Source organism: Streptomyces sp. NPDC041200, from assembly GCF_055591805.1.
On the sequence record NZ_JBVIZF010000041.1, the window covers coordinates 20,718 to 42,386 of the forward strand.

The window sequence follows — 21,669 nt, forward strand, 5'->3', positions numbered from 1 at the left end:
CTCCGATTGGACCCGTCATGCCAGTCCTGACACTTCGTGCTGCCCGGATACCGGTCGTGGCCCTGACCGCGGGCGCGCTCCTCGCCGGGTGCGCCGGTATGGGCGGCGGCAGCTCCGGCGGCAACACCATCAACGTTCTGATGGTGAACAACCCGCAGATGATGGATCTTCAGAAGCTGACCGCTAAGCATTTCACCAAGGAAACGGGCATCAAGGTCAAGTTCACGGTGCTGCCGGAGAACGATGTCCGCGACAAGATCAGTCAGGACTTCTCCAATCAGGCCGGGCAGTACGACGTCGCCACCATCAGCAATTTCGAGGTGCCGTTCTACGCCGAGAACAGCTGGCTGATGCCGCTGGACGACCATGTCGCCAAGGACAAGGCATTCGACCAGAAGGACATTCTCCCGCCGATGCGGGAGTCGCTGACCGCCGGTGACGGCCAGTTGTACGCCCAGCCCTTCTACGGCGAGTCGTCGTTCCTGATGTACCGCAAGGACATTTTCGCCGAGAAGAACCTGAAGATGCCCGCGCGGCCCACCTGGAATCAGGTGGCGGATCTCGCGGCCAAGGCCGACGGCGCCCGCAAGGGCATGAACGGCATCTGTCTGCGCGGGCTGCCCGGCTGGGGCGAGCTGATGGCCCCGCTCACGACGGTCGTCAACACCTTCGGCGGCACCTGGTTCACCAAGGACTGGAAGGCCCAGCTGACCTCGCCGGAGTTCGTCAAGGCGACCAAGTTCTATGTCGACTTGGTGCGCAAGCACGGCGAGGCGGGCGCCTCCCAGTCCGGTTTCGCCGAGTGCCTCAACAACCTCACCCAGGGCAAGAGCGCCATGTGGTACGACGCCACCTCGGCCGCCGGTTCGCTGGAGGGCGCCAAGTCCCCCGTCAAGGGCAAGATCGGGTACGTCCAGGCGCCGGTGGAGAAGACCGACAGCTCGGGCTGGCTCTACACCTGGGCCTGGGGCGTCCAGAAGGCCTCACGCAACTCCGACAAGGCGTGGAAGTTCATCTCCTGGGCCTCCAGCAAGGAGTACGAGAAGCTGGTGGGCAAGACCTTCGGCTGGTCCAATGTGCCCGCGGGCAAGCGGGCCTCCACCTACGCCAATCAGGAATACCGCGACTCCGCCGGTGCCTTCTCCGAGGTCACCCGGAAGGCCATCACCAGCGCCAAGCCGCGCGATCCCGGGGTGCAGGAGCGGCCGACCATCGGCATCCAGTTCGTCGACATTCCCGAATTCGCCGATCTCGGCACCAAGGTGGCCCAGGAGATCAGCGCCGCCATCGCCGGGAAACAGTCCGTCGACGAGGCATTGAAGAAGTCGCAGAAGCTGGCCGAGAAGGTGGGCGAGGAGTACCGAGATGAGTAATCCGACAACGGCGGTCCCCGTCCGTGGCGAGCGCCCGCCGACCGTGGCCGCCTCGTCCCGTAACGCCTCCCGGCCGGCGAGGAACCGGGCGCGGGAGTGGGCCACCCGGGCACCGCTGATGCCCGCGCTGATCTTCCTGATCGTGGTCACCCAGCTGCCGTTCGTGGCGACGCTGGTGATCTCCCTCTTCGACTGGAACTCGTTCCGCCCCGACAATCGTGAATTCGCGGGGCTGGAGAACTATCAGACGGTGGCGAGCGACCCGGCGCTGCGCGAGTCGATCCTGACCACGGTGCTGCTGACCGCTACGGTGGTCATCCTCAGCGTGGTGCTGGGGCTGGCGCTGGCGCTGCTGCTGGACCGCAAGTTCCGCGGCCGGGGGCTCGTCCGTACGATGCTCATCGCGCCGTTCCTGCTGGTGCCGGTGGCCTCGGCGCTGCTGTGGAAGCATGCGCTGTACAACCCCGAGTACGGGCTGTTCAACGGTGTCCTCAACTGGCTGGGCGGGCCCCAGCCGGAATGGCTCAGTGACATGCCGCTGATGGCCGTGGAGATGTCTCTGATCTGGCAGTGGACCCCGTTCATGATGCTCATCCTGCTGGCCGGGCTGCAGAGCCGCCCGCTGGACATGATCGAGGCGGCCCGGCTGGACGGCGCGGGCGCCTGGCAGATCTTCCGCTTTCTGACCCTGCCCCATCTGCGGCGCTATCTTGAGCTGGGCACCCTGCTGGGGTCGATCTACATCGTGCAGAACTTCGACGCGGTGTTCACCCTCACCCGTGGCGGGCTCGACACCGCCAACCTCCCCTACACCATCTACGAAACCTTCTACAACGCCCACGAGTACGGGCTGGCATCGGCGGCGGGTGTGCTGGTCGTGATCGGCACGATCATCATCGCCACCTTCGCGCTGCGCGTGGTGTCGTCCCTCTTCCGTGAGGAGGCGTCCCGCGCATGACCACCCTGACCGCCCCCGCTACCATCACCGCGGTTCCCCCGGGCGCCCGCCGGGCCAAGCGGCGCGGTGCCGCGCTCGGCCTGCTGGCCTGGTTCATCGGCATCCTGTTCGTCCTGCCGGTGCTGTGGATGCTGCTCACCTCGTTCCACTCCGAGAGCGACGCCGCCACCAACCCGCCCTCGCTGGCCGCCCCGTTGACCCTCGACGGCTACAAGGCGTTCTTCGGCGTGGACGGCGGCGCCAGCCCCTGGCCCGCGCTGCTCAACTCGGTGGGAACGTCGCTCTTCTCGACCCTCTTCGTGCTGGTGCTGGCGCTTCCGGCCGCGTACGCGCTGTCGATCCGGCCGGTACGCAAGTGGACCGATGTCATGTTCTTCTTCCTGTCCACCAAGATGCTGCCGGTGGTGGCCGGGCTGCTGCCGGTGTACTTGTTCGCGAAGGACACCGGCTTCCTGGACAACGTGTGGCTGCTCGTCATCCTCTACACGTCGATGAACCTGCCGATCGCCGTGTGGATGATGCAGTCCTTCCTCGCCGACATCCCCGTGTCCATCATCGAGGCCGCCCAGATGGACGGAGCCCGGCTGACGACCATCCTGTGGCGGGTCGTCGCCCCGATCGCCGGTCCCGGCATCGCCGCCACCTCGCTGATCTGCTTCATCTTCAGCTGGAACGAAATGCTGTTCGCCCAGGTGCTCACCGGCGTGGTCGCCCAGACCGCACCGGCCTTCCTGACCGGCTTCGTCACCAGCCAGGGGCTGTTCCTGGCCCAGGTGTGCGCCGCGTCGATCGTCATCTCCCTGCCGGTGCTCGCCGCGGGGTTCGCCGCCCAGGACAAACTGGTCCAGGGCCTGTCGCTAGGAGCAGTCAAATGAGGGCCGCCGTCATCGAAGCCCCCGGCAAGGTCACCGTCGCCACGGTCGCGGATCCGGCCCCGGGGCCCCGCGAGGTCGTCGTCGACGTGGCGGCCTGCGGGCTGTGCGGAACCGATCTGCACATCCTGCAGGGGGAGTTCGCACCGACTCTGCCGATCGTGCCCGGCCATGAGTTCGCCGGAGAGGTCGTGGGGATCGGCAAGGACGTCACCGAGGTGGCGGTCGGCGACCGGGTCGCGGTCGACCCCTCCCTGCACTGCCACGAATGCCGCTACTGCCGCATCGGCCGGGGCAACCTGTGCGACAACTGGAACGCCATCGGGGTCAGCGTCCCCGGTGGCGCCGCCGAGTTCGCCGTGGCGCCGGTGGCCAACTGCGTCAAGCTCCCCGAGCACGTGGACACCGCCGACGCGGCCCTCATCGAACCGCTGTCCTGCGCGGTGCGCGGCTATGACGTCCTCAGCGGCAACCTGGGCGCCGAAGTGCTCATCTACGGTTCCGGCACGATGGGGCTGATGATGCTGGAGCTGGCCAAGCGGACCGGCGCCACCAGCGTCGACGTCCTCGACATCAACCCCGAGCGGCTGTCCACCGCCACCACCCTCGGCTGCTCCCGGGCCGCGGGCTCGGCCGAGGAACTCGACCAGCCGCGCGGCTGGGACGTGGTCATCGACGCCACCGGCAACCAGGCCGCCATCCAGGACGGGCTGGGCCGCGTCGCCAAGGCGGGCACGTTCCTGCAGTTCGGGGTCTCCGACTACGCGACCCGGGCCACCATCGAGCCGTACAAGATCTACAACCAGGAGATCACCATCACGGGCTCCATGGCGGTACTGCACAGCTACGAACGCGCCGCCGGGCTCTTCGCCTCCGGTGTCCTCGACCCGAAGATCTTCATCAGCCACCGGATGCCGCTCGCCGAGTACCCCGAGGCGCTGGAGCAGTTCCGGTCCGGCCAGGGCCGCAAGATCGTGGTCGAGCCGTAACCGTAAACGCGATGGATGGCCCAGGCCCGCACCACGGGGCCTGGGCCATCACCGTTGGTCGCGAGCGCGGGGGGCGTAGCCACTCCCCGCCACTCTTAACGTATAGCGCACCGGGGGCCTTGCGGCAAGGCCCCCGTCCCCCCGCAGAATTGCCGATCGTTCGACGTGTCTACGTAGGGGGTTTCATGATTGACGTGATCGTGGCCGGCGGCGGACCGGCCGGTTTGATGCTGGCGGGCGAGTTGCGGCTGCACGGTGTGCGGGTGCTCGTGCTGGAGAAGCTGCCGGAGCCGACCGGCCAGTCCCGCGCGCTCGGCATCCACGCGCGCAGCGTCGAGATGATGGACCAGCGCGGTCTGCTGGACCGGTTCCTGGCGCTCGGCACGCGATACGCGACCGGCGGCTTCTTCGCGGGCATCGACAAGCCGTGGCCCGAGCGGCTGGACACCGCGCATTCCTACGTCCTCGGCATCCCGCAGAGCACCACCGAACGGCTGCTGGCCGAGCACGCCACCGGGCTCGGCGCCGAGATCCGGCGCGGTCGCGAACTGGTCGGGCTGAGCCAGGACGAGCACGGGGTGACCGCCGAGCTGGCCGACGGCACCCGGCTGCGCTCGCGCTACCTCGTCGGCTGCGACGGCGGCCGCAGCACGGTGCGCAAGCTGCTCGGCGTCGGCTTCCCCGGCGAGCCCAGCAGGACCGAGACGCTGCTCGGCGAGGTGGAAGTGGCCGTGCCGCCGGAGGAACTGGCCGCCGTGGTGGCCGAAGTCCGCAAGACCCACAAGCGGTTCGGCACCATGCCCATGGGCGACGGGGTGTACCGGCTCATCGTGCCCGCCGAAGGGCTGGCCGAGGACCGCACGGCCCCACTGGCCCTCGACGAACTGAAGCAACGGGTGCACGCGCTCGCGGGCACCGACTTCGGCGCCCACTCACCGCGCTGGCTCTCCCGCTTCGGCGACGCCACCCGGCAGGCCGAGCGCTACCGCGTCGGCCGGGTGCTGCTGGCGGGCGACGCGGCACACATCCACCCGCCGACCGGCGGAATGGGCCTCAACCTCGGCATCCAGGACGCGTTCAACCTCGGCTGGAAGCTGGCCGCCGAGGTCAACGGCTGGGCGCCGGACGGACTGCTCGACAGCTACCACACCGAACGGCACCCGGTGGCCGCCGCCGTGCTGGACAACACCCGCGCGCAGACCGAACTGCTGTCCATCGAGCCGGGCGCCCAGGCAGTGCGCCGCCTGGTGGCGGAGCTGATGGACTTCGAGGACGTCAACCGCTACCTGATCGAGAAGATCAGTGCGCTCTCGGTCCGCTACGACCTCGGCGAGGGCCACGAACTGCTCGGCAGGCGGCTGCGGGACGTGACGCTGAAGCGGGGGCGCCTGTACGAGCTGATGCACGACGGCCGCGGCCTGCTCCTCGACCAGACCGGCCGCCTGTCGGTGGCAGGCTGGGCGGACCGCATCGACCACGTCGCCGACATCAGCGAGGAACTGACCGCCCCGGCCGTACTACTCCGCCCGGACGGCCACGTGGCCTGGGCAGGCGAGGACCAGACGGACCTGCTCAGCCACCTGCCCCGCTGGTTCGGCACCCCGGTCGCCTGACCCCGGCCCCCAAAGTCGGCCCGGGCGCCCCCGCCGACCGACCACGCGGCTGGCGCCCCGACCGGGGCCCGTTCGTCGCGCCGTCCCGCCCCCGGTCGGCCAACCGCACAGCTGACGTCCGACCGGGCGGGGTGCCAGTCCGCCACCGCCCGTCCCCACACCACGCTAGTCCGGCAGCCCCGCCGCCTGACCACACGACTGCGCCCCGAAACCGGCGCGGCCCGCTCGTCGCCGCCACCCCGACGCCACGCCGGTTCAGCACACCCGTCCCCTGACCGCGCGGGGCCCGCTCGGCGTCGTCATGCCTGGTGTCCCCCGCCGTCGCCCCGCGTGCGGTGGTGCCCCGGCCCTGTCGGCAGGGGCCGGGGGCCGGGGCGGGGCCCCGGTTTCGGGGAGGGGCGGGGTGGGGGAAACAGCCCCGCGCCTAGCCAGCGTTGGCGTCGCGGAAGTGGGCCGCGGCGGCCTGCTCCAGGTGGACCAAATCACTGCTGACCGTGGCGAACGTAAAGCCCTGGGCCAGCCGCTTGGCCGCCGTGGCGCCGTCCGGGCAGTGGATCCCGGCCGCGATCCCGGCCGCCTCCGCAGCCTGCGCGACCTTGGCCAGGGCCGCGTCGAACCGTTCCGCCACCGCGGAGTCCGTGGACGTCCGCCCGCCGAGGGCGATCGTGAGGTCGGAGGGGCCGATGTAGACGCCGTCCAGCCCCTCCGCCGCGCAGATCTCGGCCGTGTTGCCCAGCGCCTCCGCCGTTTCGATCATCACGATGCAGGCGACCTGCTCGTTCGCCTCGGCCGGGGTGGGGCCCACGCGCAGGCCGGAGCGCATCGGGCCGTAGCTGCGGACGCCGAGCGGAGGGTAGCGGCAGGCGCTCACCGCGGCGGCGGCCTGCTCGGCGGTGTTGACCAGCGGGACGATGACGCCGCGGGCGCCCGCGTCCAGGGCCTGGCCGATCCAGAAGCCGTCGTTGGCGGGGACGCGCACCATCCCGGCGGCGGTGCCGCGCGCGTCGATGGCGGTCATCGCACCGAGGGTGCCCTTGTAGTCGAGCAGCCCGTGCTGGGCGTCGACGCAGACGTAGTCGTACCCCAGCCCGGCCAGCCGCTCGGTGCCGACGGGGTTGTCGAGGACGACCCAGTAGCCGAGGATCCGCTGGCGTGCGCGGAGGCGGGACGCGAAGTCGGCGGGGGAAGTGTTCATGTTCTTAAGCTTCTCTCGTTTTCTCTCGTGGGGTCGATGGGGCGTACGGGAAGGGCGTTCCGAAGAGGCTCACACCACGGCGTTCACCGGGTCCTCGCCGCGCAGCACCCGCACCACGTCCGCGGCCACGGCGCTGCCCATCGCCTCGTTGGCCTGGTGGGTGAAGGCGGAGCAGTGCGGGGTGAGCACCGTGTTCGGCGCCGTGAGCAGCGGGTTCCCGGCGGGGGGCTCGGTGGCGAACACGTCGATACCGGCCGCCGCGATGTGTCCGCTGTGCAGCAGCTCGGCGAGGGCGGCCTCGTCGACGAGCCCGCCCCGGGCCGTATTGATCACGCAGCAGCCGGGTTTCATGGCTTCCAGCTGCGCACGGCCGAGCAGCGGCCCGCCGGTGGGCATCGGCAGGTGCAGGGTGATGGCGTCGGCCCCGGCGAGGAGCTGGTCGAAGGTCACGGACGGCACGCCCTGCTCGGCGAAGACTGCCTCCGGCAGATGCGGGTCGTACGCGACGATCTCCATGTCGAAGCCCCGGGCGCGCCGGGCGACGGCCTGCCCGATCCGGCCGAAGCCGACGATGCCGAGCGTACGCCCGGCCAGCTCGGGGCCGAAGAAGCGGTCCCAGCCGCCGCCGGTGACGGAGGCGTGCGCGGGCACGATCCGGCGTACGGCGGCCAGCAGCAGTGCCATGGCCATGTCGGCGACGGCGGTGGTGTTGGTGCCGGGCGCGTTGACCACGCGGACACCGTGCGCGGCGGCCGCGGTGAGGTCGATGTTGTCGGTGCCGACCCCGTGCTTGGCGATGACCTTCAGCCCGGGGGCGGCGTCCAGGACGGCCGCCGTCACGGGGTCGAGTCCGACGACGAGGGCGTCCGCGCCCGCCGCCTCGTCGATCAGCTGCGCCTCCCGCAGCGGATGGGCGGCGCGCGCGGTGCGCACCGGGACTCCGGCCTGCTCGAACACCTCCCAGGGCGCTCGGGCGTGCTGGCCGAAGCTCGGCGTGGTCACCAGGACGTCGTGTCCCATGGTCTGGCTCAACTCCCCACCCCGAGGCCGAAGACATCGAGGACCGAATAGATTCCGAGTGCGCCGATGGCCGCGCTGCTCAGCACGAGCGCGCAGTTCAGCGCGGCGTTGCGGCGGAAGCGCGGCGCCACTTCGGCGGTGCGCAGATGCCATACGGCGATGACGACCGCGACCAGGAAGATGCCGCCCGCGATGCCACCGGCCTGCACCATCAGCACCGGCTCCTGGACGAAGAGGTAGCAGGCGGCCCACAGCGGCGGCAGCACGACGGTGAGCACCCGGATGGTGCGCTGCCGGGTCGTGACGTTCTTCCAGTCGAGCAGCCCGAGCAGGCCGAGGGTGTTGGTCCACAGCCGGGGCACGCTCGCGGTGGAGGCGATGATCGTCGAGTAGAGGACGGCGATGGCTCCGGCCAGGAAGAGGTACTTGCCCCAGGGCCCGAGGGTGTCCGTGTACATCCGGGACAGCGTGCTGATCATCTCGTTGCCCTCGGGCACCAGGCCCTGCCGGTGCAGGATGGCCGCGCCGATGATGTAGAAGGACAGCGTGCACAGGGTGCAGATCAGCCAGGAGACGAGGGCGTCGGTCCGCATGACCCGGATCCAGCCCTCGGCGCGCTTGGCCCGCGCCTCGGTGCCGTCGTCCGGGCCGGTCCAGCGCGCGTAGCCCTTCTCCAGACACCAGTACGTGTACGTGGTCATCTCGTCGGCGCCGACGCCGGTGATGCCGAACATGGCGACGGCGAAGCCGAGCGTGCCCGCCGGGATGGAGAGGGTCAGTCCGGAGCCCAAGTCCCCACCGCTGTACGGGAATTCGGTCCAGGGCAGTCCGACGGCGAGGGCGACCGTGGAGAGCGTGAAGATCACGACGGTGATGAACCCGGCCTTCTCCACCAACCCGTAGCGGTTGGTGTACATCAGCGCGACGACGGAGACGACCACGATCACGGTCCACGCCGTGAGCGAGGTGTGGCCGAGCGCATCGCCGCCGCCGATCGGGGCGAGGATGCTGAACGCCGCCGCGGTGCCGCCGATCATGCCGCCGCGCTGGAGCATCTTGGCGAAGTCCATCAGGATCCACAGCACATTGATCCAGCCGACCCGGCCGACCTTGGGGCCGACCTGGCTGTATCCGGCCAGCGCGGTCTTGCCGGTGAGGATGGTCCAGCGGGCCAGTTCCATCTGCACCCACACCTTGACCAGCGCGCTCGCGATCACCAGCCACAGCAGGACGAATCCGGCCTTGGCGCCGAGCGAGGTGGTGGTGATCAGCTCACCGGAGCCGACCACCGCCGCAGAGAGGATCATGCCGGGCCCGAGGCGTTTGGCGGTGCCCTTGAGGTCGCTCGGCGGCTCCAGGACGTCGCCCGCCCGCAGTGCGTACGGATCGTCGGACGCGGGTTCGCTGTCCGCCGTTCCGACGTCGACCGGCACACTCTCGGCCTTCATGGACCCTCCCGTTACATGCGCGTTGTGAGCGGAACGCTCGCATGCATGCACGTAACGCGCAAGAGTCTGGGCAATGTCCGCGATGAAACAGCGCGGAATGCGCAGACTGATAGGGTGCTCCACCAATCACGCAGAGTCGCGGAGAGTCGCGGAGAGGATGGCAGGCGAAAATGACGTCCAACGGGGAAGGTCAGCGGCGGCTGCGCGCCGCTGACCGCCGGGAACTGATCGCCCGCACGATCCGGACCGATGGCACGGTCGTCGTCGAGGAACTGGCGCGCTCACTGGAGGTGACCCCCTCCACCATCCGGCGGGACCTCGCCCTGCTCACCGAGCAGGGCACCATCGCCCGCACCTACGGCGGCGCGATGAACGCGGGGCACACCCCCGAGCCGACGCTCGGGCAGCGCAGCGGGCTCGCGGTCGCCGAGAAGGACCGCATCGGACGGTGGGCGGCCGCGCGGATCGCGCAGGGCGACACCGTCATCCTGGACGCGGGCACCACCACCGGACGGCTCGCCCACCACCTGCGGGCCCGTACCGAACTCACCGTGATCACCAGCGGGTTGACCGCGCTGCGCGCACTGGCGGAGGTCGACGGCATCGAGCTGATCACGCTCGCCGGGACGCTGCGCCACGTCAGCCAGGGCTTCGTCGGGCCGCTCGCCGAACTCACCCTGTCCCGGCTCACCGCGGACAAGGTCTTCCTGGGCGCCGACGGGCTCGACGCGCGGCGCGGGATCTGCGAGGCCAGTCTGCAGCAGACCTCGCTGAAGGAGATGATGGCCGACCGCGGCCGGGAGGTGTACGTACTCGCCGACAGCAGCAAGCTCGGCGAGTCCCCGTTCTCCGCGTGGGCCCCGCTGGACCGGCCGTGGACGCTGGTCACCGACAGCGGCGCCACCGATGACCAGCTGGCACCGTTCCGCGCCCTCCCCGACACGGAGGTCATCACCGTGTGAGGACGGCGAACGGGTGGACCGGGAGTACGCTCCCGGCCCACCCGTTCCCGGTCAGTCCTGACCGGTCAGTCCCTACCGGTCAGTCCTTGTACGTACCCGCCGTCGCGCCGGACGCCTCGAGGAGCGCGAAGGCGTCCTCGACCTCCGCCTTCTCGGCCGCGTTGGGGTTGGCGTTGGTGCAGGACGTACCGGCGCTGGCGCCGGACATCAGGCTGGAGCAGGGCCCCGGCTTCACATCGGGCAGGCCCAGGATGTGGCCCATCTCGTGCGAAGCGATCCGCACGGTGTTGTGGCCCTCGTTCACGGCCTGCCGTCCGAAGTAGATCGTGCCGCTGCCCAGGGCGGTGACCGAGGCGCGGGGCCAGCCGTTGTCGGCGACGATGCGCAGGTTGGCCCGCTGACCGGAGGCGACCGGCTTGAGCTGAACGTTCTTCACGCTCTGATTCCAGACCGCCGCGCCCTTGGTCACGGCGTCCTTGAACTCGGCGGCTCCGCCCGCGTCATAGGTGACCACGCGCGCGGCGGTGGCAGTGGGCGCGGTGGCGGCGGACGCCGGAGCGGCCACCGCCTGACCACCTGCCAGGGCGAACACCGCCGCGACGGCGGCGGGCAGAGCGCGGACGAGCCTTCTGGATGTCACATGGGCCTCCTCGTGGGGAAAGGATCCATTTGGACGCGGGCATGACGAACCGTCATGTCTCCATCGCCACTGTGCCCACGCCCGCCTCTATCCAACCCGCTCCCCTGTCGCCACGTCACACCGGGGTCCGGCCCATCGAGGTCGGCCCATCGGGGCAGGGCATCGGTCCATCGGGGCACACGGCGGCGGTTCGCAGATCTGGCCGTCCGGGCTCTCCCGCCGCGCCGTGTCTTCTCCGTAAGCTGCTGGGCAACGTGCCCACACTCTTCGAGGACGTGATCGCCATGGCGGACGCCGCCGACACCACCCGCACCCCTGTCTCCCCCTCCGCCGTCGGGGCGGGCCGCTGGGTCCTGGACCCGGCCGGAACGACGGTCCGCGTCCGGCACAAGACGTTCTGGGGACTGACCACCGTGAACGGCGTCTTCACGGGCGTCACCGGGGAGGGCGAGGTATTAGCAGACGGCTCCGCACGGGGCACCCTGACCATCGACGCCACGTCGCTGGACACCCAGAACGCCAAGCGCGACACCCATCTGCGCAGCAAGGACTTCCTCGACGCGGACCGCCACCCCGAGATCGTCTTCGTGGTCTCGGGCGCGGTGCCCGGCGAGGGCGCCGCCGTCCGGATCGACGGTGAGATGACCATCCTGGGCAACACCCGCCCCCTGTCCTTCCCGGCGCGGCTCACCGAGGCCACCGCCGACGCGGCCACCCTCACCGCCGACGTCGAGATCAACCGCGGCGACTTCGGCATGGGCCTCAACCGGCTGGGGATGATGCCGGGCCCCGCCGCGCTGGCCGTCACCGCGCGGTTCACCCGCCGTTGACCAGGGCCCCTCGCGGGCCCCCTAGAATCGCCGAATGGCTCTTCCCGAAAACGGACCCGATGTCGTTAACGGCCCCGATGGCAGCGAAGCCCTGCGCGTGCTGCACCGCGTCTTCGGCTATGACGCGTTCCGGGGAGGCCAGCAGGAGATCATCGAGCATGTCATAGCCGGTGGTGACGCACTGGTCCTGATGCCGACCGGCGGCGGCAAGTCGCTGTGCTACCAGATCCCCGCGCTCGTCCGGAAGGGCGTCGGGGTCGTCATCTCACCGCTGATCGCGCTGATGCAGGACCAGGTCGACGCCCTGCGGAACCTCGGCGTGCGGGCCGGGTTCCTCAACTCCACCCAGGACCTGGACGAGCGGCGGCTGGTCGAGGCCGAGTTCCTCGCGGGCGAGCTGGACCTGCTGTATCTCGCTCCCGAGCGGCTGCGCGTGGAGTCCACGCTGCGGCTGCTGGACCGGGGCACGGTCTCGCTGTTCGCCATCGACGAGGCGCACTGTGTGGCCCAGTGGGGGCACGACTTCCGGCCCGACTACCTGGCCCTGTCCGAACTGCACGAGCGCTGGCCCACCGTGCCCCGGATCGCGCTGACCGCGACCGCCACCGAGGCCACCCACGGCGAGATCGCGTCCCGGCTGAAGCTCCAGGACGCCCACCACTTCGTGGCGAGCTTCGACCGCCCCAACATCCAGTACCGGATCGCCCCGAAGAACGAGCCGAAGAAGCAGTTGCTGGAGCTGTTGCGCGCCGAGCACCCGGGCGACGCCGGAATCGTCTACTGCCTCTCCCGCGCCTCGGTGGAGAAGACGGCCGAGTTCCTGGTGAGCAACGGAATCGAGGCGGTCCCGTACCACGCGGGCCTGGACGCCGCGACCCGCGCCGAGCACCAGGCGCGCTTCCTGCGGGAGGACGGTCTGGTCGTGGTGGCGACGATCGCGTTCGGCATGGGCATCGACAAGCCGGACGTGCGCTTCGTCGCTCATCTGGATCTGCCGAAGTCCGTCGAGGGCTACTACCAGGAGACGGGCCGCGCCGGGCGCGACGGGCTGCCGTCCACCGCCTGGCTGGCCTACGGGCTGCAGGACGTCATCCAGCAGCGGAAGATGATCGACACGTCCGAGGGCGACGACGCCCACCGGCGGCGGCTGGGCCAGCACCTGGAGGCGATGCTCGCGCTGTGCGAGACCGTCGAATGCCGCCGGATCCAGCTGCTCGCCTACTTCGGCCAGCAGAGCACCGCGTGCGGCAACTGCGATACGTGTCTGACGCCCCCGGAGTCCTGGGACGGCACCATCCCCGCGCAGAAGCTGCTGTCGACGGTGGTCCGGCTCAAGCGGGAGCGGAACCAGAAGTTCGGCGCCGGACAGGTGATCGACATCCTGCTCGGCAAGAAGACGGCCAAGGTCATCCAGTTCGACCATGACGCGCTCTCGGTGTTCGGCATCGGCACCGAGCTGCGCGAGGCCGAATGGCGCGGTGTGGTGCGGCAGCTGCTGGCCCAGGGGCTGATCGGCGTCGAGGGCGACTACGGCACGCTGGTGCTCACCGACGCGAGTGCCGAGGTACTGGGGCGGGAGCGCGAGGTACGGCTGCGGCGCGAGCCCGAGAAGGTTCGCGCCGGGAAGTCGGCGAAGGCGGGTGCGTCCGGGTCGTCGAAGTCCCGCAAGGCCGCGGTCGATCTCCCCGAGGAGGCGGTGCCGGTCTTCGAGGGGCTGCGCGCCTGGCGGGCGGCGACCGCGAAGGAGCAGGGTGTGCCCGCGTACGTGATCTTCCACGACGCGACGCTGCGCGAGATCGCGACCGCCGTTCCCTCGACGCTGGACGAACTGGGCGCGGTGAACGGGGTCGGCGAGAACAAGCTGCTCAAGTACGGGCAGCAGATCCTGGACACCCTCGCGTCCTGACGCCGGAAGCCGAAGCCCTGCCCCGCTGGTCGGGGCAGGGCTTTGGCATGTCGTGAGTACAAGGGTTACCGCCGAGTATTACCTCGGGTAACCTCGGGGTGACGGTGGCCGCCGGGGACTGGGGTACTCCGGCGGCCACTTACCTTCCTCCGGACCGTCCCGGGGCCCGGCTACAGCTCCTGGATCCGGATGTTGCGGAACGAGACCACATCGCCGGTGCTGTGGGTCTGCAGACCGATGTATCCGGAGGCGAACCGGCGGCCGTCGGTGCCCGGGTCGTCCGAGCGCGGCGGGGTGAAGTCCTGGCCCCCGGCGTTCTCGAACTCGTTGATCAGCACGCCGTTGCGGTAGATCGAGTAGTGCTGGCCGACCACCCGGATCTCGTAGTCGTTCCAGCTGCCCTTGGGCGTCACACCCGCGCCGCCCAGCCCGACGCGGTCGAAGCCGTAGATCGAGCCCGTCTTGTACATGTCGCCGTCGGGGCGGTCGTTGATCTGCACCTCGTGCCCGTATTTGATGGCGACCCACTCCGGGCGGGACTCCTCGGGGTGGCCGTTGACATCGGGGAAGCGGACGAAGACGCCGCTGTTGGCGTTGCCGGTCCCCGGGGCGTCGTCACGGAACTGCAGCTTCAGCGAGAAGTCGTCGTAGGTGCGCCGCGGGAACCACAGCATGCCCATGCCGTCAACCGTGGAGCTGCTGGTCATGGTGCCATCAGCGTTCAGCCCGAAGGCGCCGCCGCCCACGTGCTGCCACTTCTCGAACGACTCCTTCGTACCGTCGAAGAGGTCGCGGTAGCCCGCGCTCTGGCCGGGCTTGCCGATCCCGGACTCATCGGCGGCCGCCTTGATGGCCTCGTTCTCGCGCTGGTCGATGACACCGTCGGAGAGCAGCTTGCCGGTCACCGAGGCGACGTGCTTCAGGAAGAGGGCGTGCGAAGACCAGTCCTTCTCGTCCTCGATCAGCTCGTTGATGGTGCAGCGGCCGCGGGTCATGCGGTTGGGGACGCCGGTGTCGACCGTACCGACGATCACGGTGAGCCGCTCGTCCCACTCGGGGCACACGGGGGCGGGCACGCCCCCGCCCTGGTCCACGGTGAACGCGAGCTGCCGGGGCGCCGAGGTGTTTCCGGCCTTGTCGGTCGCGCGGTGGGCGATGGTGTGGCGGCCGACCCGGTCGACGACGACGGGGGTGGAGTACGCGAGGTAGGGGCCGCCGTCGAGGGAGTACTCGGTCTTCGCCACTCCGGACCCGGTGTCGGTGGCGGTGATGGTCACCTTGGCGCTGCCGAGGTAGTTGCCGTCCGAGTTCTTGGTGCCTTCCGCCTTCGCGGTGGTCTCGGGCGGGGTGGTGTCCGTACTCGGCGGCGCGACCACGGAGAAGGCCACCGACTTCGCCTCGGAGGTGTTCCCCGCCCGGTCGGTGGCGCGGTAGCGCACCGTGTGGGAACCGCGGGTGTTCACCGTCACCGGGGCGGTGTACTTCGTGAAGTCGCCGCCGTCCAGGGCGTATTCGATGGTGTTGACGCCGGATCCGGTGTCGGATGCCGAAATGGTGACGGTGGCCGTGTCGTAGTAGTCACCGTTCGGGCCCTGCTTTCCGGACACCGTCGCGGAGGTCTCGGGCGGTGTCTTGTCGTCCGTCGGCGGGGCCACCACACGGAACTCCGCCGACTTCACCTCGGAGGTGTTCCCCGCCTTGTCGGTGGCCCGGTAGCGGACGGTGTGCGTGCCCACCTCGTGCACCATCACCGGGGCGGTGTACGGCTGGAACGCCCCGTCCCCCACCGCGTACTCGATCCGGTCCACGCCCGAGTCCGCGTCGGTGGCGGACACCGCGACCGTGGCCATGCCGATGTACGCGCCGTCCGCGTCCTGCTCGCCCTCGACCTTCGCCGAGGTCGCGGGCGGCGTGGTGTCCTCGCCCCCGCCGTCCTCGGTGACCACGAGGATGCCCTGCATCTGGCCGTGTCCGGGGATGGTGCAGTAGTAGCGGTAGCGGCCGGGGGTGAGGGTGACCTCGGCGGTGTGCTTGCCGCCGCTGTCGTCGGAGGGGTTGGCGAGGATGTTCAGCGGGACGTCGTTGTTGTACTCGGGATCCGACACATCGAAGGTGAGGGTGTGCGGCATGCCCATGGTGTTGCCGGTGGCGGTGCTGTTCTCGAAGACGATGGTGGTCTTCCCGGCCACCGCCGTGGCGGGCGCCGAGACGTACTTGGTGATGTCGTCACCCGCGGTCCAGGTCAGGGTCTGCTGGACCGCCTGCTTGCCGGTGTCCTTGCCGGACGCGGCCGTGGCCGTGGAGAGTCCCGAGGTCAGGCCGAGGGCCATGAGCAGCGCGGCGAACAGCGCCGTCCACGGTCTGGAGGGTTTGGATCGCCGTCGTCTCACCGCTGCTCCGCCTTCCTGGCCACGTCCTTGGCGAGCGGGGTGGGCTCGCCGCCCTTGTAGGTGATGTGCCACAGCGCCGACTTGGCGTCGGAGGTGAAGAAGCCGCGCCCGTAGTCGAGGACGTAGAGCGAGCCGTCCCGGGCGAACTTCCAGTCCATGAGGTTGCGAATGCCGTCGGCGCCGACCGGGATGATCTTCTTGAGGGATTCGGCGTGTACGGGCAGCCCGCCCTTGCCGACGGTCTTCGGGTCGGTCACCACCGCGTGGCGCGGCTGGTCGGCGTCGTAGAAGTCGCCGACGAACCACTTGCCGTCCCAGTACGCGGGCCACTTGGTGGCGCTGTTGCTGGTCTCGTCGAACCGGTAGACCGGTCCGTTCATGGTGGCCTGGCCACCGCCCTTGAGCCAGGGCAGCAGGAGCTTGGCCTCCGAGGCCTTGTAGCTGGGGATGCCGTCGGCGTCGCGCGGATAGTCGGGGGCTCCGCCCTGGGGCGAGTACCAGATGGTGTTCCCGGTGACCGGCGGCAGGTTCACCAGGCCGTTGTTGTTGGGCGACTCGTTCTTGGGGGCGTCGCAGTCGTACCAGCCCAGCGGCTTGCTGGGATCGGGGAGATTGCGGTCGCGGTACGGCTGCTTGTTGCCCATGCAGTACGGCCACCCGTGGTTGCCCGCCTTGGTGATGGCGGCGAACGTGTCGTACTTGGCGGGGCCCCAGGTGGTGCTGGGCTCACCCGCGTCGGGGCCGACCCAGCCCGCGTAGAGGGTGTCGGTCTGCTTGTCGACGAAGATCCGGGCCGGGTTGCGCACCCCCATCACGTAGATCTCGCCGCGGGTCTTGCCGCCGCCCTCGTCGGGTTCCTTGCCGGTGAAGAGATTGCCCTCGGGGAGGGTGGAGGTGCCGTCGGCCTCGGGGTGGATCCGCAGGATCTTGCCGTTGAGGTTGTTGGTGTTCCCGGCGGTGCGGCGGGCATCGGCGAAGGACACGCCCTTGTAGTTCGGCTGCGGGTTGTTGCCCGAGTAACCCCCGCTGAACTGGGAGGAGTTGTTGTCACCGGTGGCGATGTAGAGGTTGCGCCGGGAGTCCCAGGCCATGCCGCCGCCCGCGTGGCAGCAGCTGTGGATCTGCACCGGCCAGGACAGCAGCACCTTCTCGGAGCCGAGGTCGAGCCGGTCGGTCTTGAGGTTCAGGGTGAAGCGGGAGACCCGGCGCTCGGCCATGCGGGTATCACGGTTGATCTTGGAGTGCGGCGTGTAGTGCAGATACACCCAGCCGTTGGTGAGGAAGTCGGGGTCCAGCTCGATGCCGAGCAGCCCCTCCTCGTTCTTGATCAGCTCATCGCCGCCTCCCTTGTTGCCGAAGACGGTGAGCGCGCCCGCGAGCGTCACCTTGCCGGTCTTGGGGTCATAGACATGGATCTGGCCCTGACCCTTGCCGATGTCGGGGTCGTTCCAGTCGGTGACGACGGGCGCGCTGTTGTCGCCGCCGCCGCGGCCGATGTAGAGCACCCGGCCGTCCGGGGCGGTGACCAGGCCGTGCGGCTCGCCGATCTGGTCCGACTGACCGGGCTGGTTGGGCTTGGTGACCCGCTCGGCCTTGTAGTTGGCGGTGATGGTGGCCTGGCAGTCGGCGCGCACGAGGCGGGTGGTCCACAGCAGCGCGCCGCGCAGATGGGTGCGGAAGTCCGCCTCCCGGAACCCGGCCGCGGTGCCGCCCATTCCGGTGTAGAAGGACCGGCCGCCGTCGTAGTCGCGGCACCAGGAGACGGGGTGGTCCCAGCCGTTGGCGCCGCTGCCCGGCTGGTAGCTGCTCTCCCGGACCCGGGCGACGGTGTGCACCTGGCCGGAGGGGTTCGTCTTCCAGTTGAGCCAGGTGTCGGGACGCTTCCACTCCAGCGGCAGGTCCTTGGTGGCCGGGTGGGCGCGGTCGCCGACCTCGACGACCGCCCGCTGCACGGTGGCCGGACTGGTGTCGGCGGGGCGGGCGCCGATCAGACCGGTGAACCAGTCCGAGAACGGCTCGTTGCGGGCCGCGTCATGGATGCCGAGGAAGCCGCCGCCCGCCTCCATGTACGTTTCGAGCCCGGCTTCCTGCTCCGGGTCGAGCACATCGCCCGCGCCGGTCAGGAAGACGACCGCGTTGTACGTGCCGAGCTTCGAGGCCGTGAAGACGGAGGGGTCGGCGGTGGCGTCGACCGTGAAACGGGTCGCCGCCGGGCCCTGGTTGCCGATGCGTTCGATGGCCTCGATACCGGCGTCCACGGTCGGCGCCTCGTCCCCGGCCGAGCCGTGGAACACCAGTACCTTGACGTCGTCGCCGCCCGGCGGGGACGGTAGCGCCAGCCGGGGGCGCTCATCGGGGCGGGCGGCGGCCGGGGTGCCGCCGAGCATGGTCGCGGTGACGGCCCCGAACAGCAGGGCAGCCAACGCCGCGCGTCTCCTCCGCGGCCGACGCTTCGTCAGCCGACGCCTTTCCGAGGGCTTTTGGTACGGTTCATCCCGCATGAGTAACCCATCCCTCTCCGGTACCGGATACACCGCGAAGGAAGCTAGACGCCTTTTCGCACTCCGCCAATAGCTATGACCGCAACTCGACGAACTTTGTCCTGAGTGTGGATGAACGAGGTTTGTCCGGCTACCGTGATGCCATCCCCGGGGGACGTGTGCATGGCAACGCCAGAACGGCCGCACCGAGTTGGGAGAGCGATGAGCGACGCACCCGGCACCATTCCCAGACGCGGCTTCAGCCGCCGGCTACTCGCCGGTGGCGCGGCCGCCGCCGCGATCGGCGGCCCCCTCTCCTCCTCCACCGCCTCCGCGCAGGCCCCGAAGCGCCGCGTGGCCACGGCGGCGGCCGGTGGCACGGTCCGCCGCATCAAGCTGTACGCGGAGGAACTGCCGGACGGGCAGATGGGCTACGGCCTGGAGAAGGGCAAGGCGTCCATCCCCGGCCCGCTGATCGAGCTGACCGAGGGCGACACCCTGCACATCGAGTTCGAGAACACCATGGACGTCACCGCGAGCCTCCATGTGCACGGCCTGGACTACGACACCGCCAGCGACGGCACCCAGCTCAACCGGAGCGCCGTGGAACCGGGCGGGACGCGTACGTACACCTGGCGCACCCACGCCCCGGGCACCCGCGCGGACGGCACCTGGCGGCCGGGCAGCGCGGGCTACTGGCACTACCACGACCACGCGGTCGGCACCCCGCACGGCACCATCGGCCTCCGCAAGGGGCTGTACGGGCCGGTGGTGGTGCGCCGCGCGGGGGACATCCTGCCGCAGAAGCAGTTCACCATCGTCTTCAACGACATGACGATCAACAACAAGTCAGGCCATGACGCGCCCGAGTTCCGGGCGACGGTGGGCGAACGCGTCGAGATCATCATGATCACGCACGGCGAGTACTACCACACGTTCCACATGCACGGTCATCGCTGGGCGGACAACCGCACGGGCCTCCTGGAGGGGCCGGACGACCCGAGCCGGGTCATCGACAACAAGATCACCGGCCCGGCCGACTCGTTCGGCTTCCAGATCATCGCCGGGGAGAACACCGGCGCGGGCGCGTGGATGTACCACTGCCACGTCCAGAGCCACTCCGACATGGGGATGGCGGGACTCTTCCTGGTGGCCAAGCCGGACGGCACGATTCCGGGCTACGACCCGCACCACCTGTCCGCGGGGCACGGGTCATAGCTCACGCGCCGGTGCGTCAGCCGCCGAGGACGTGCACTTCGGTGGAGTTGGTGCCGGTGTTGCTCTTCTTCACCGCGAACAGGTCGGAGGTGCCGTCGCGGTTCCAGTCCGCCAGGCCGAAGTCGAAGGTGGCGTCGGTCTCGTGGAGCGCCGTACCGGTCTGCAGCACGAACCGCTGGAAGTTGCTCGCCGCCGACAGCACGTGCACCTCGGTGGAGTTCGTACCCGTGGCGCTCTTCTTGAGGGCCACCAGGTCCTGACGGCCGTCCTTGTCCCAGTCCGCCACCCCGAAGTCGAAGGTGGCGCCGGTCTCGTGGAGCGCCGTACCCGTCTGCAGCACGAACCGCTGGAAGTTGCTCGCGCCCGAGAGGACGTGGACCTCGGTCGAGTTCGTACCCGTCACGCTCTTCTTGATGGCGGCCAGATCCGGACGGCCGTCCCGGTCCCAGTCCGTCACCGCGAAATCAAACGACCCATCGGTCTCATGCAGCGCCGTACCCGTCTGCAGCACAAACCGCTGGAAATTACTCGCACCCGAGAGAATGTGGACCTCGGTCGAGTTCGTACCCGTCGCGCTCTTCTTGACCTCGATGAGGTCCGGACGGCCGTCCCGGTCCCAGTCGGCGACCAGGCTCGCGAACGTGTCGTCGGTTTCATGGAGGGGGGTGCCGGTCTGCAGGACGAACCCGCTGAACGGATTGGCCCGCAAGCCCGAGTCGGCGGCGGACGCGCTTGCGGGGAAGGCGAGGACCATGCCCAGTAGTGCGGGGGCGACGACACCAATGGCTCTCTTGACGCGCATAGAAACGTCTCCCTGCCTCATGCCCTCGGGGGCTCCCGAGAGCCGGGTTGATGCTATGGGCGGCCGTTGTGCCGTGCGCGCCGCGTGGTGCGCCATAGGCCGGAAAGGACGGCTGAGCGACCGATTCCGGTCGGGGAGGCGCTGCGGGCGCCGCGTGAAGGCGGCCCGCGCTCAGGAGGGGTCGTCCGGGTCCCAGTTGAGCAGGCGCACCTGGGCGACGGTGCGGACGTGGCGGCGCATGGCGGCGGCCGCGGCCCGGGAGCGGCCCTCGGCGATGGCGTCCAGGATCTTCCGGTGCTGGGCGAACGACCGCTTGGGACGGCCCGGCTGACGCAGCGACTCCGCGCGGCTCTCGCCGATCTGCTCGGCGATGGAGCGCATGAACTCGGCCAGCAGCGGACTGTGGGCGGCCGCGGTGACCGCGGCGTGGAAGCGGCGGTCCCCCTCGACGCCGGGGCGGCCCGTCGCGATCTCGTCCTCCATCCAGTGGAGCGCCTGCTCCAGGGCGGCGAGGTCGTCGTCGGTGCGGCGCTCGGCGGCGAGTTCGGCGAGCTTGGTCTCCAGCGCCTCACGGGCGTCGAGCACATCGGGCAGTCGGCGACGGCGCTCCATCAGCCGCTCCACGGGCTCGGTGTCGAGACTGTCGCGGAGCAGCCGCATGCCGCCGCCCTGGCGCACCTCGACCAGGCCCTGCACCTCCAGGACGACGATGGCCTGCTTGACGGAGGCGCGGCTGATGCCGAGCCGCTCGGCGAGTTCCCGCTCGGTGGGCAGCTTGTCGCCCGCGCGCAGCCCGCCCTCCTCGACGTAGACCCGCAGCCGCTCCAGCACCTGCTCGTACAGGCGCTGACGGTTCATCGGGCGCAGTGCGTCGTCGGCCATCCGAGCTTCCCCCTGCTGCAGCCGGCCGCTGCGGTTGGTGACGGCTCCGATTCGCAGCGTAGCACCGGGCGCCTGGAGGAGTGGTCGAGTG

Annotated in this window: 17 protein-coding genes; 9 read left to right on the forward strand and 8 right to left on the reverse strand. The window is 69.9% G+C overall.

All coding sequences use genetic code 11. From position 1 onward, the window contains the following. Positions 1 to 17 precede the first annotated feature (17 nt). The 5 genes from ACZ6CL_RS38230 (at position 18) to rox (ending at position 5,805) form a co-directional block, all read left to right on the forward strand. The gene (locus ACZ6CL_RS38230) at positions 18 to 1,373 is read left to right on the forward strand and encodes an ABC transporter substrate-binding protein (protein WP_468944978.1); all 1,356 of its coding nucleotides are present in this window, start codon (positions 18 to 20) and stop codon (positions 1,371 to 1,373) included. Next, the gene (locus tag ACZ6CL_RS38235; protein WP_468944980.1) at positions 1,366 to 2,331 is read left to right on the forward strand and encodes a carbohydrate ABC transporter permease; all 966 of its coding nucleotides are present in this window, start codon (positions 1,366 to 1,368) and stop codon (positions 2,329 to 2,331) included. Before ACZ6CL_RS38230 ends, ACZ6CL_RS38235 begins: the two co-directional genes overlap by 8 nt. Continuing rightward, positions 2,328 to 3,206 (forward strand): carbohydrate ABC transporter permease, encoded by an 879-nt coding sequence (locus ACZ6CL_RS38240; RefSeq protein ID WP_468944982.1) that lies wholly within the window; start codon positions 2,328 to 2,330, stop codon positions 3,204 to 3,206. Before ACZ6CL_RS38235 ends, ACZ6CL_RS38240 begins: the two co-directional genes overlap by 4 nt. Next, a complete protein-coding gene (locus ACZ6CL_RS38245) occupies positions 3,203 to 4,192 on the forward strand; it encodes a zinc-dependent alcohol dehydrogenase family protein (protein ID WP_468944985.1) in 990 nt (329 codons plus the stop codon). The genes ACZ6CL_RS38240 and ACZ6CL_RS38245 overlap by 4 nt, the downstream gene beginning before the upstream one ends. 185 nt (positions 4,193 to 4,377) lie before the next feature. Then, positions 4,378 to 5,805, forward strand: a complete 1,428-nt coding sequence (gene rox / locus ACZ6CL_RS38250) for a rifampin monooxygenase (protein ID WP_468944987.1) — start codon at positions 4,378 to 4,380, stop codon at positions 5,803 to 5,805. Positions 5,806 to 6,229: 424 nt separating this feature from the next. Here rox and ACZ6CL_RS38255 read toward each other — a convergent pair whose 3' ends face one another. From ACZ6CL_RS38255 to ACZ6CL_RS38265, 3 genes are all read right to left on the reverse strand, one after another. Then, the gene (locus ACZ6CL_RS38255) at positions 6,230 to 7,000 is read right to left on the reverse strand and encodes an HpcH/HpaI aldolase family protein (RefSeq protein ID WP_468944989.1); all 771 of its coding nucleotides are present in this window, start codon (positions 6,998 to 7,000) and stop codon (positions 6,230 to 6,232) included. Positions 7,001 to 7,069: 69 nt separating this feature from the next. Beyond that, positions 7,070 to 8,020, reverse strand: a complete 951-nt coding sequence (locus ACZ6CL_RS38260) for a phosphoglycerate dehydrogenase (protein ID WP_468944992.1) — start codon at positions 8,018 to 8,020, stop codon at positions 7,070 to 7,072. An 8-nt stretch (positions 8,021 to 8,028) separates the two neighbouring features. Next, positions 8,029 to 9,468 carry an Nramp family divalent metal transporter gene (locus ACZ6CL_RS38265; RefSeq protein WP_468944995.1) on the reverse strand — a complete coding sequence of 480 codons (1,440 nt, stop codon included), beginning with the start codon at positions 9,466 to 9,468 and terminating at the stop codon, positions 8,029 to 8,031. Positions 9,469 to 9,638: 170 nt separating this feature from the next. Between ACZ6CL_RS38265 and ACZ6CL_RS38270 the strand changes: the two genes are divergently transcribed. Continuing rightward, complete coding sequence (locus tag ACZ6CL_RS38270) at positions 9,639 to 10,430, forward strand: DeoR/GlpR family DNA-binding transcription regulator (RefSeq protein ID WP_468944997.1); 792 nt, start codon at positions 9,639 to 9,641, stop codon at positions 10,428 to 10,430. A 79-nt stretch (positions 10,431 to 10,509) separates the two neighbouring features. Here ACZ6CL_RS38270 and ACZ6CL_RS38275 read toward each other — a convergent pair whose 3' ends face one another. Continuing rightward, a complete protein-coding gene (locus tag ACZ6CL_RS38275; RefSeq protein WP_468945000.1) occupies positions 10,510 to 11,070 on the reverse strand; it encodes a snapalysin family zinc-dependent metalloprotease in 561 nt (186 codons plus the stop codon). A gap of 254 nt (positions 11,071 to 11,324) precedes the next feature. Between ACZ6CL_RS38275 and ACZ6CL_RS38280 the strand changes: the two genes are divergently transcribed. Beyond that, positions 11,325 to 11,900, forward strand: a complete 576-nt coding sequence (locus tag ACZ6CL_RS38280) for a YceI family protein (protein WP_468945002.1) — start codon at positions 11,325 to 11,327, stop codon at positions 11,898 to 11,900. 34 nt (positions 11,901 to 11,934) lie between these two features. After that, the gene (recQ, locus tag ACZ6CL_RS38285) at positions 11,935 to 13,806 is read left to right on the forward strand and encodes a DNA helicase RecQ (protein WP_468945004.1); all 1,872 of its coding nucleotides are present in this window, start codon (positions 11,935 to 11,937) and stop codon (positions 13,804 to 13,806) included. Between the two features lie 170 nt (positions 13,807 to 13,976). Here the strand turns inward: recQ and ACZ6CL_RS38290 are convergent, their stop codons facing one another. Continuing rightward, positions 13,977 to 16,136 (reverse strand): OmpL47-type beta-barrel domain-containing protein, encoded by a 2,160-nt coding sequence (locus ACZ6CL_RS38290; RefSeq protein ID WP_468945031.1) that lies wholly within the window; start codon positions 16,134 to 16,136, stop codon positions 13,977 to 13,979. Between the two features lie 56 nt (positions 16,137 to 16,192). Next, positions 16,193 to 18,697: a ThuA domain-containing protein gene (locus tag ACZ6CL_RS38295; protein ID WP_468945007.1), complete on the reverse strand. Its 2,505-nt coding sequence runs from the start codon at positions 18,695 to 18,697 to the stop codon at positions 16,193 to 16,195. Positions 18,698 to 18,919: 222 nt separating this feature from the next. Between ACZ6CL_RS38295 and ACZ6CL_RS38300 the strand changes: the two genes are divergently transcribed. After that, positions 18,920 to 19,894, forward strand: coding sequence for a multicopper oxidase domain-containing protein (locus ACZ6CL_RS38300; protein ID WP_468945034.1), 975 nt, complete (start codon positions 18,920 to 18,922; stop codon positions 19,892 to 19,894). Positions 19,895 to 19,910: 16 nt separating this feature from the next. Here the strand turns inward: ACZ6CL_RS38300 and ACZ6CL_RS38305 are convergent, their stop codons facing one another. Both ACZ6CL_RS38305 and ACZ6CL_RS38310 read right to left on the reverse strand, forming a co-directional pair. Beyond that, positions 19,911 to 20,696 (reverse strand): FG-GAP repeat domain-containing protein, encoded by a 786-nt coding sequence (locus ACZ6CL_RS38305; protein WP_468945010.1) that lies wholly within the window; start codon positions 20,694 to 20,696, stop codon positions 19,911 to 19,913. A gap of 171 nt (positions 20,697 to 20,867) precedes the next feature. Continuing rightward, entirely contained in the window at positions 20,868 to 21,578 is a 711-nt protein-coding gene (locus ACZ6CL_RS38310; RefSeq protein ID WP_468945013.1) for a FadR/GntR family transcriptional regulator, read from the reverse strand. Positions 21,579 to 21,669 lie beyond the last annotated feature (91 nt).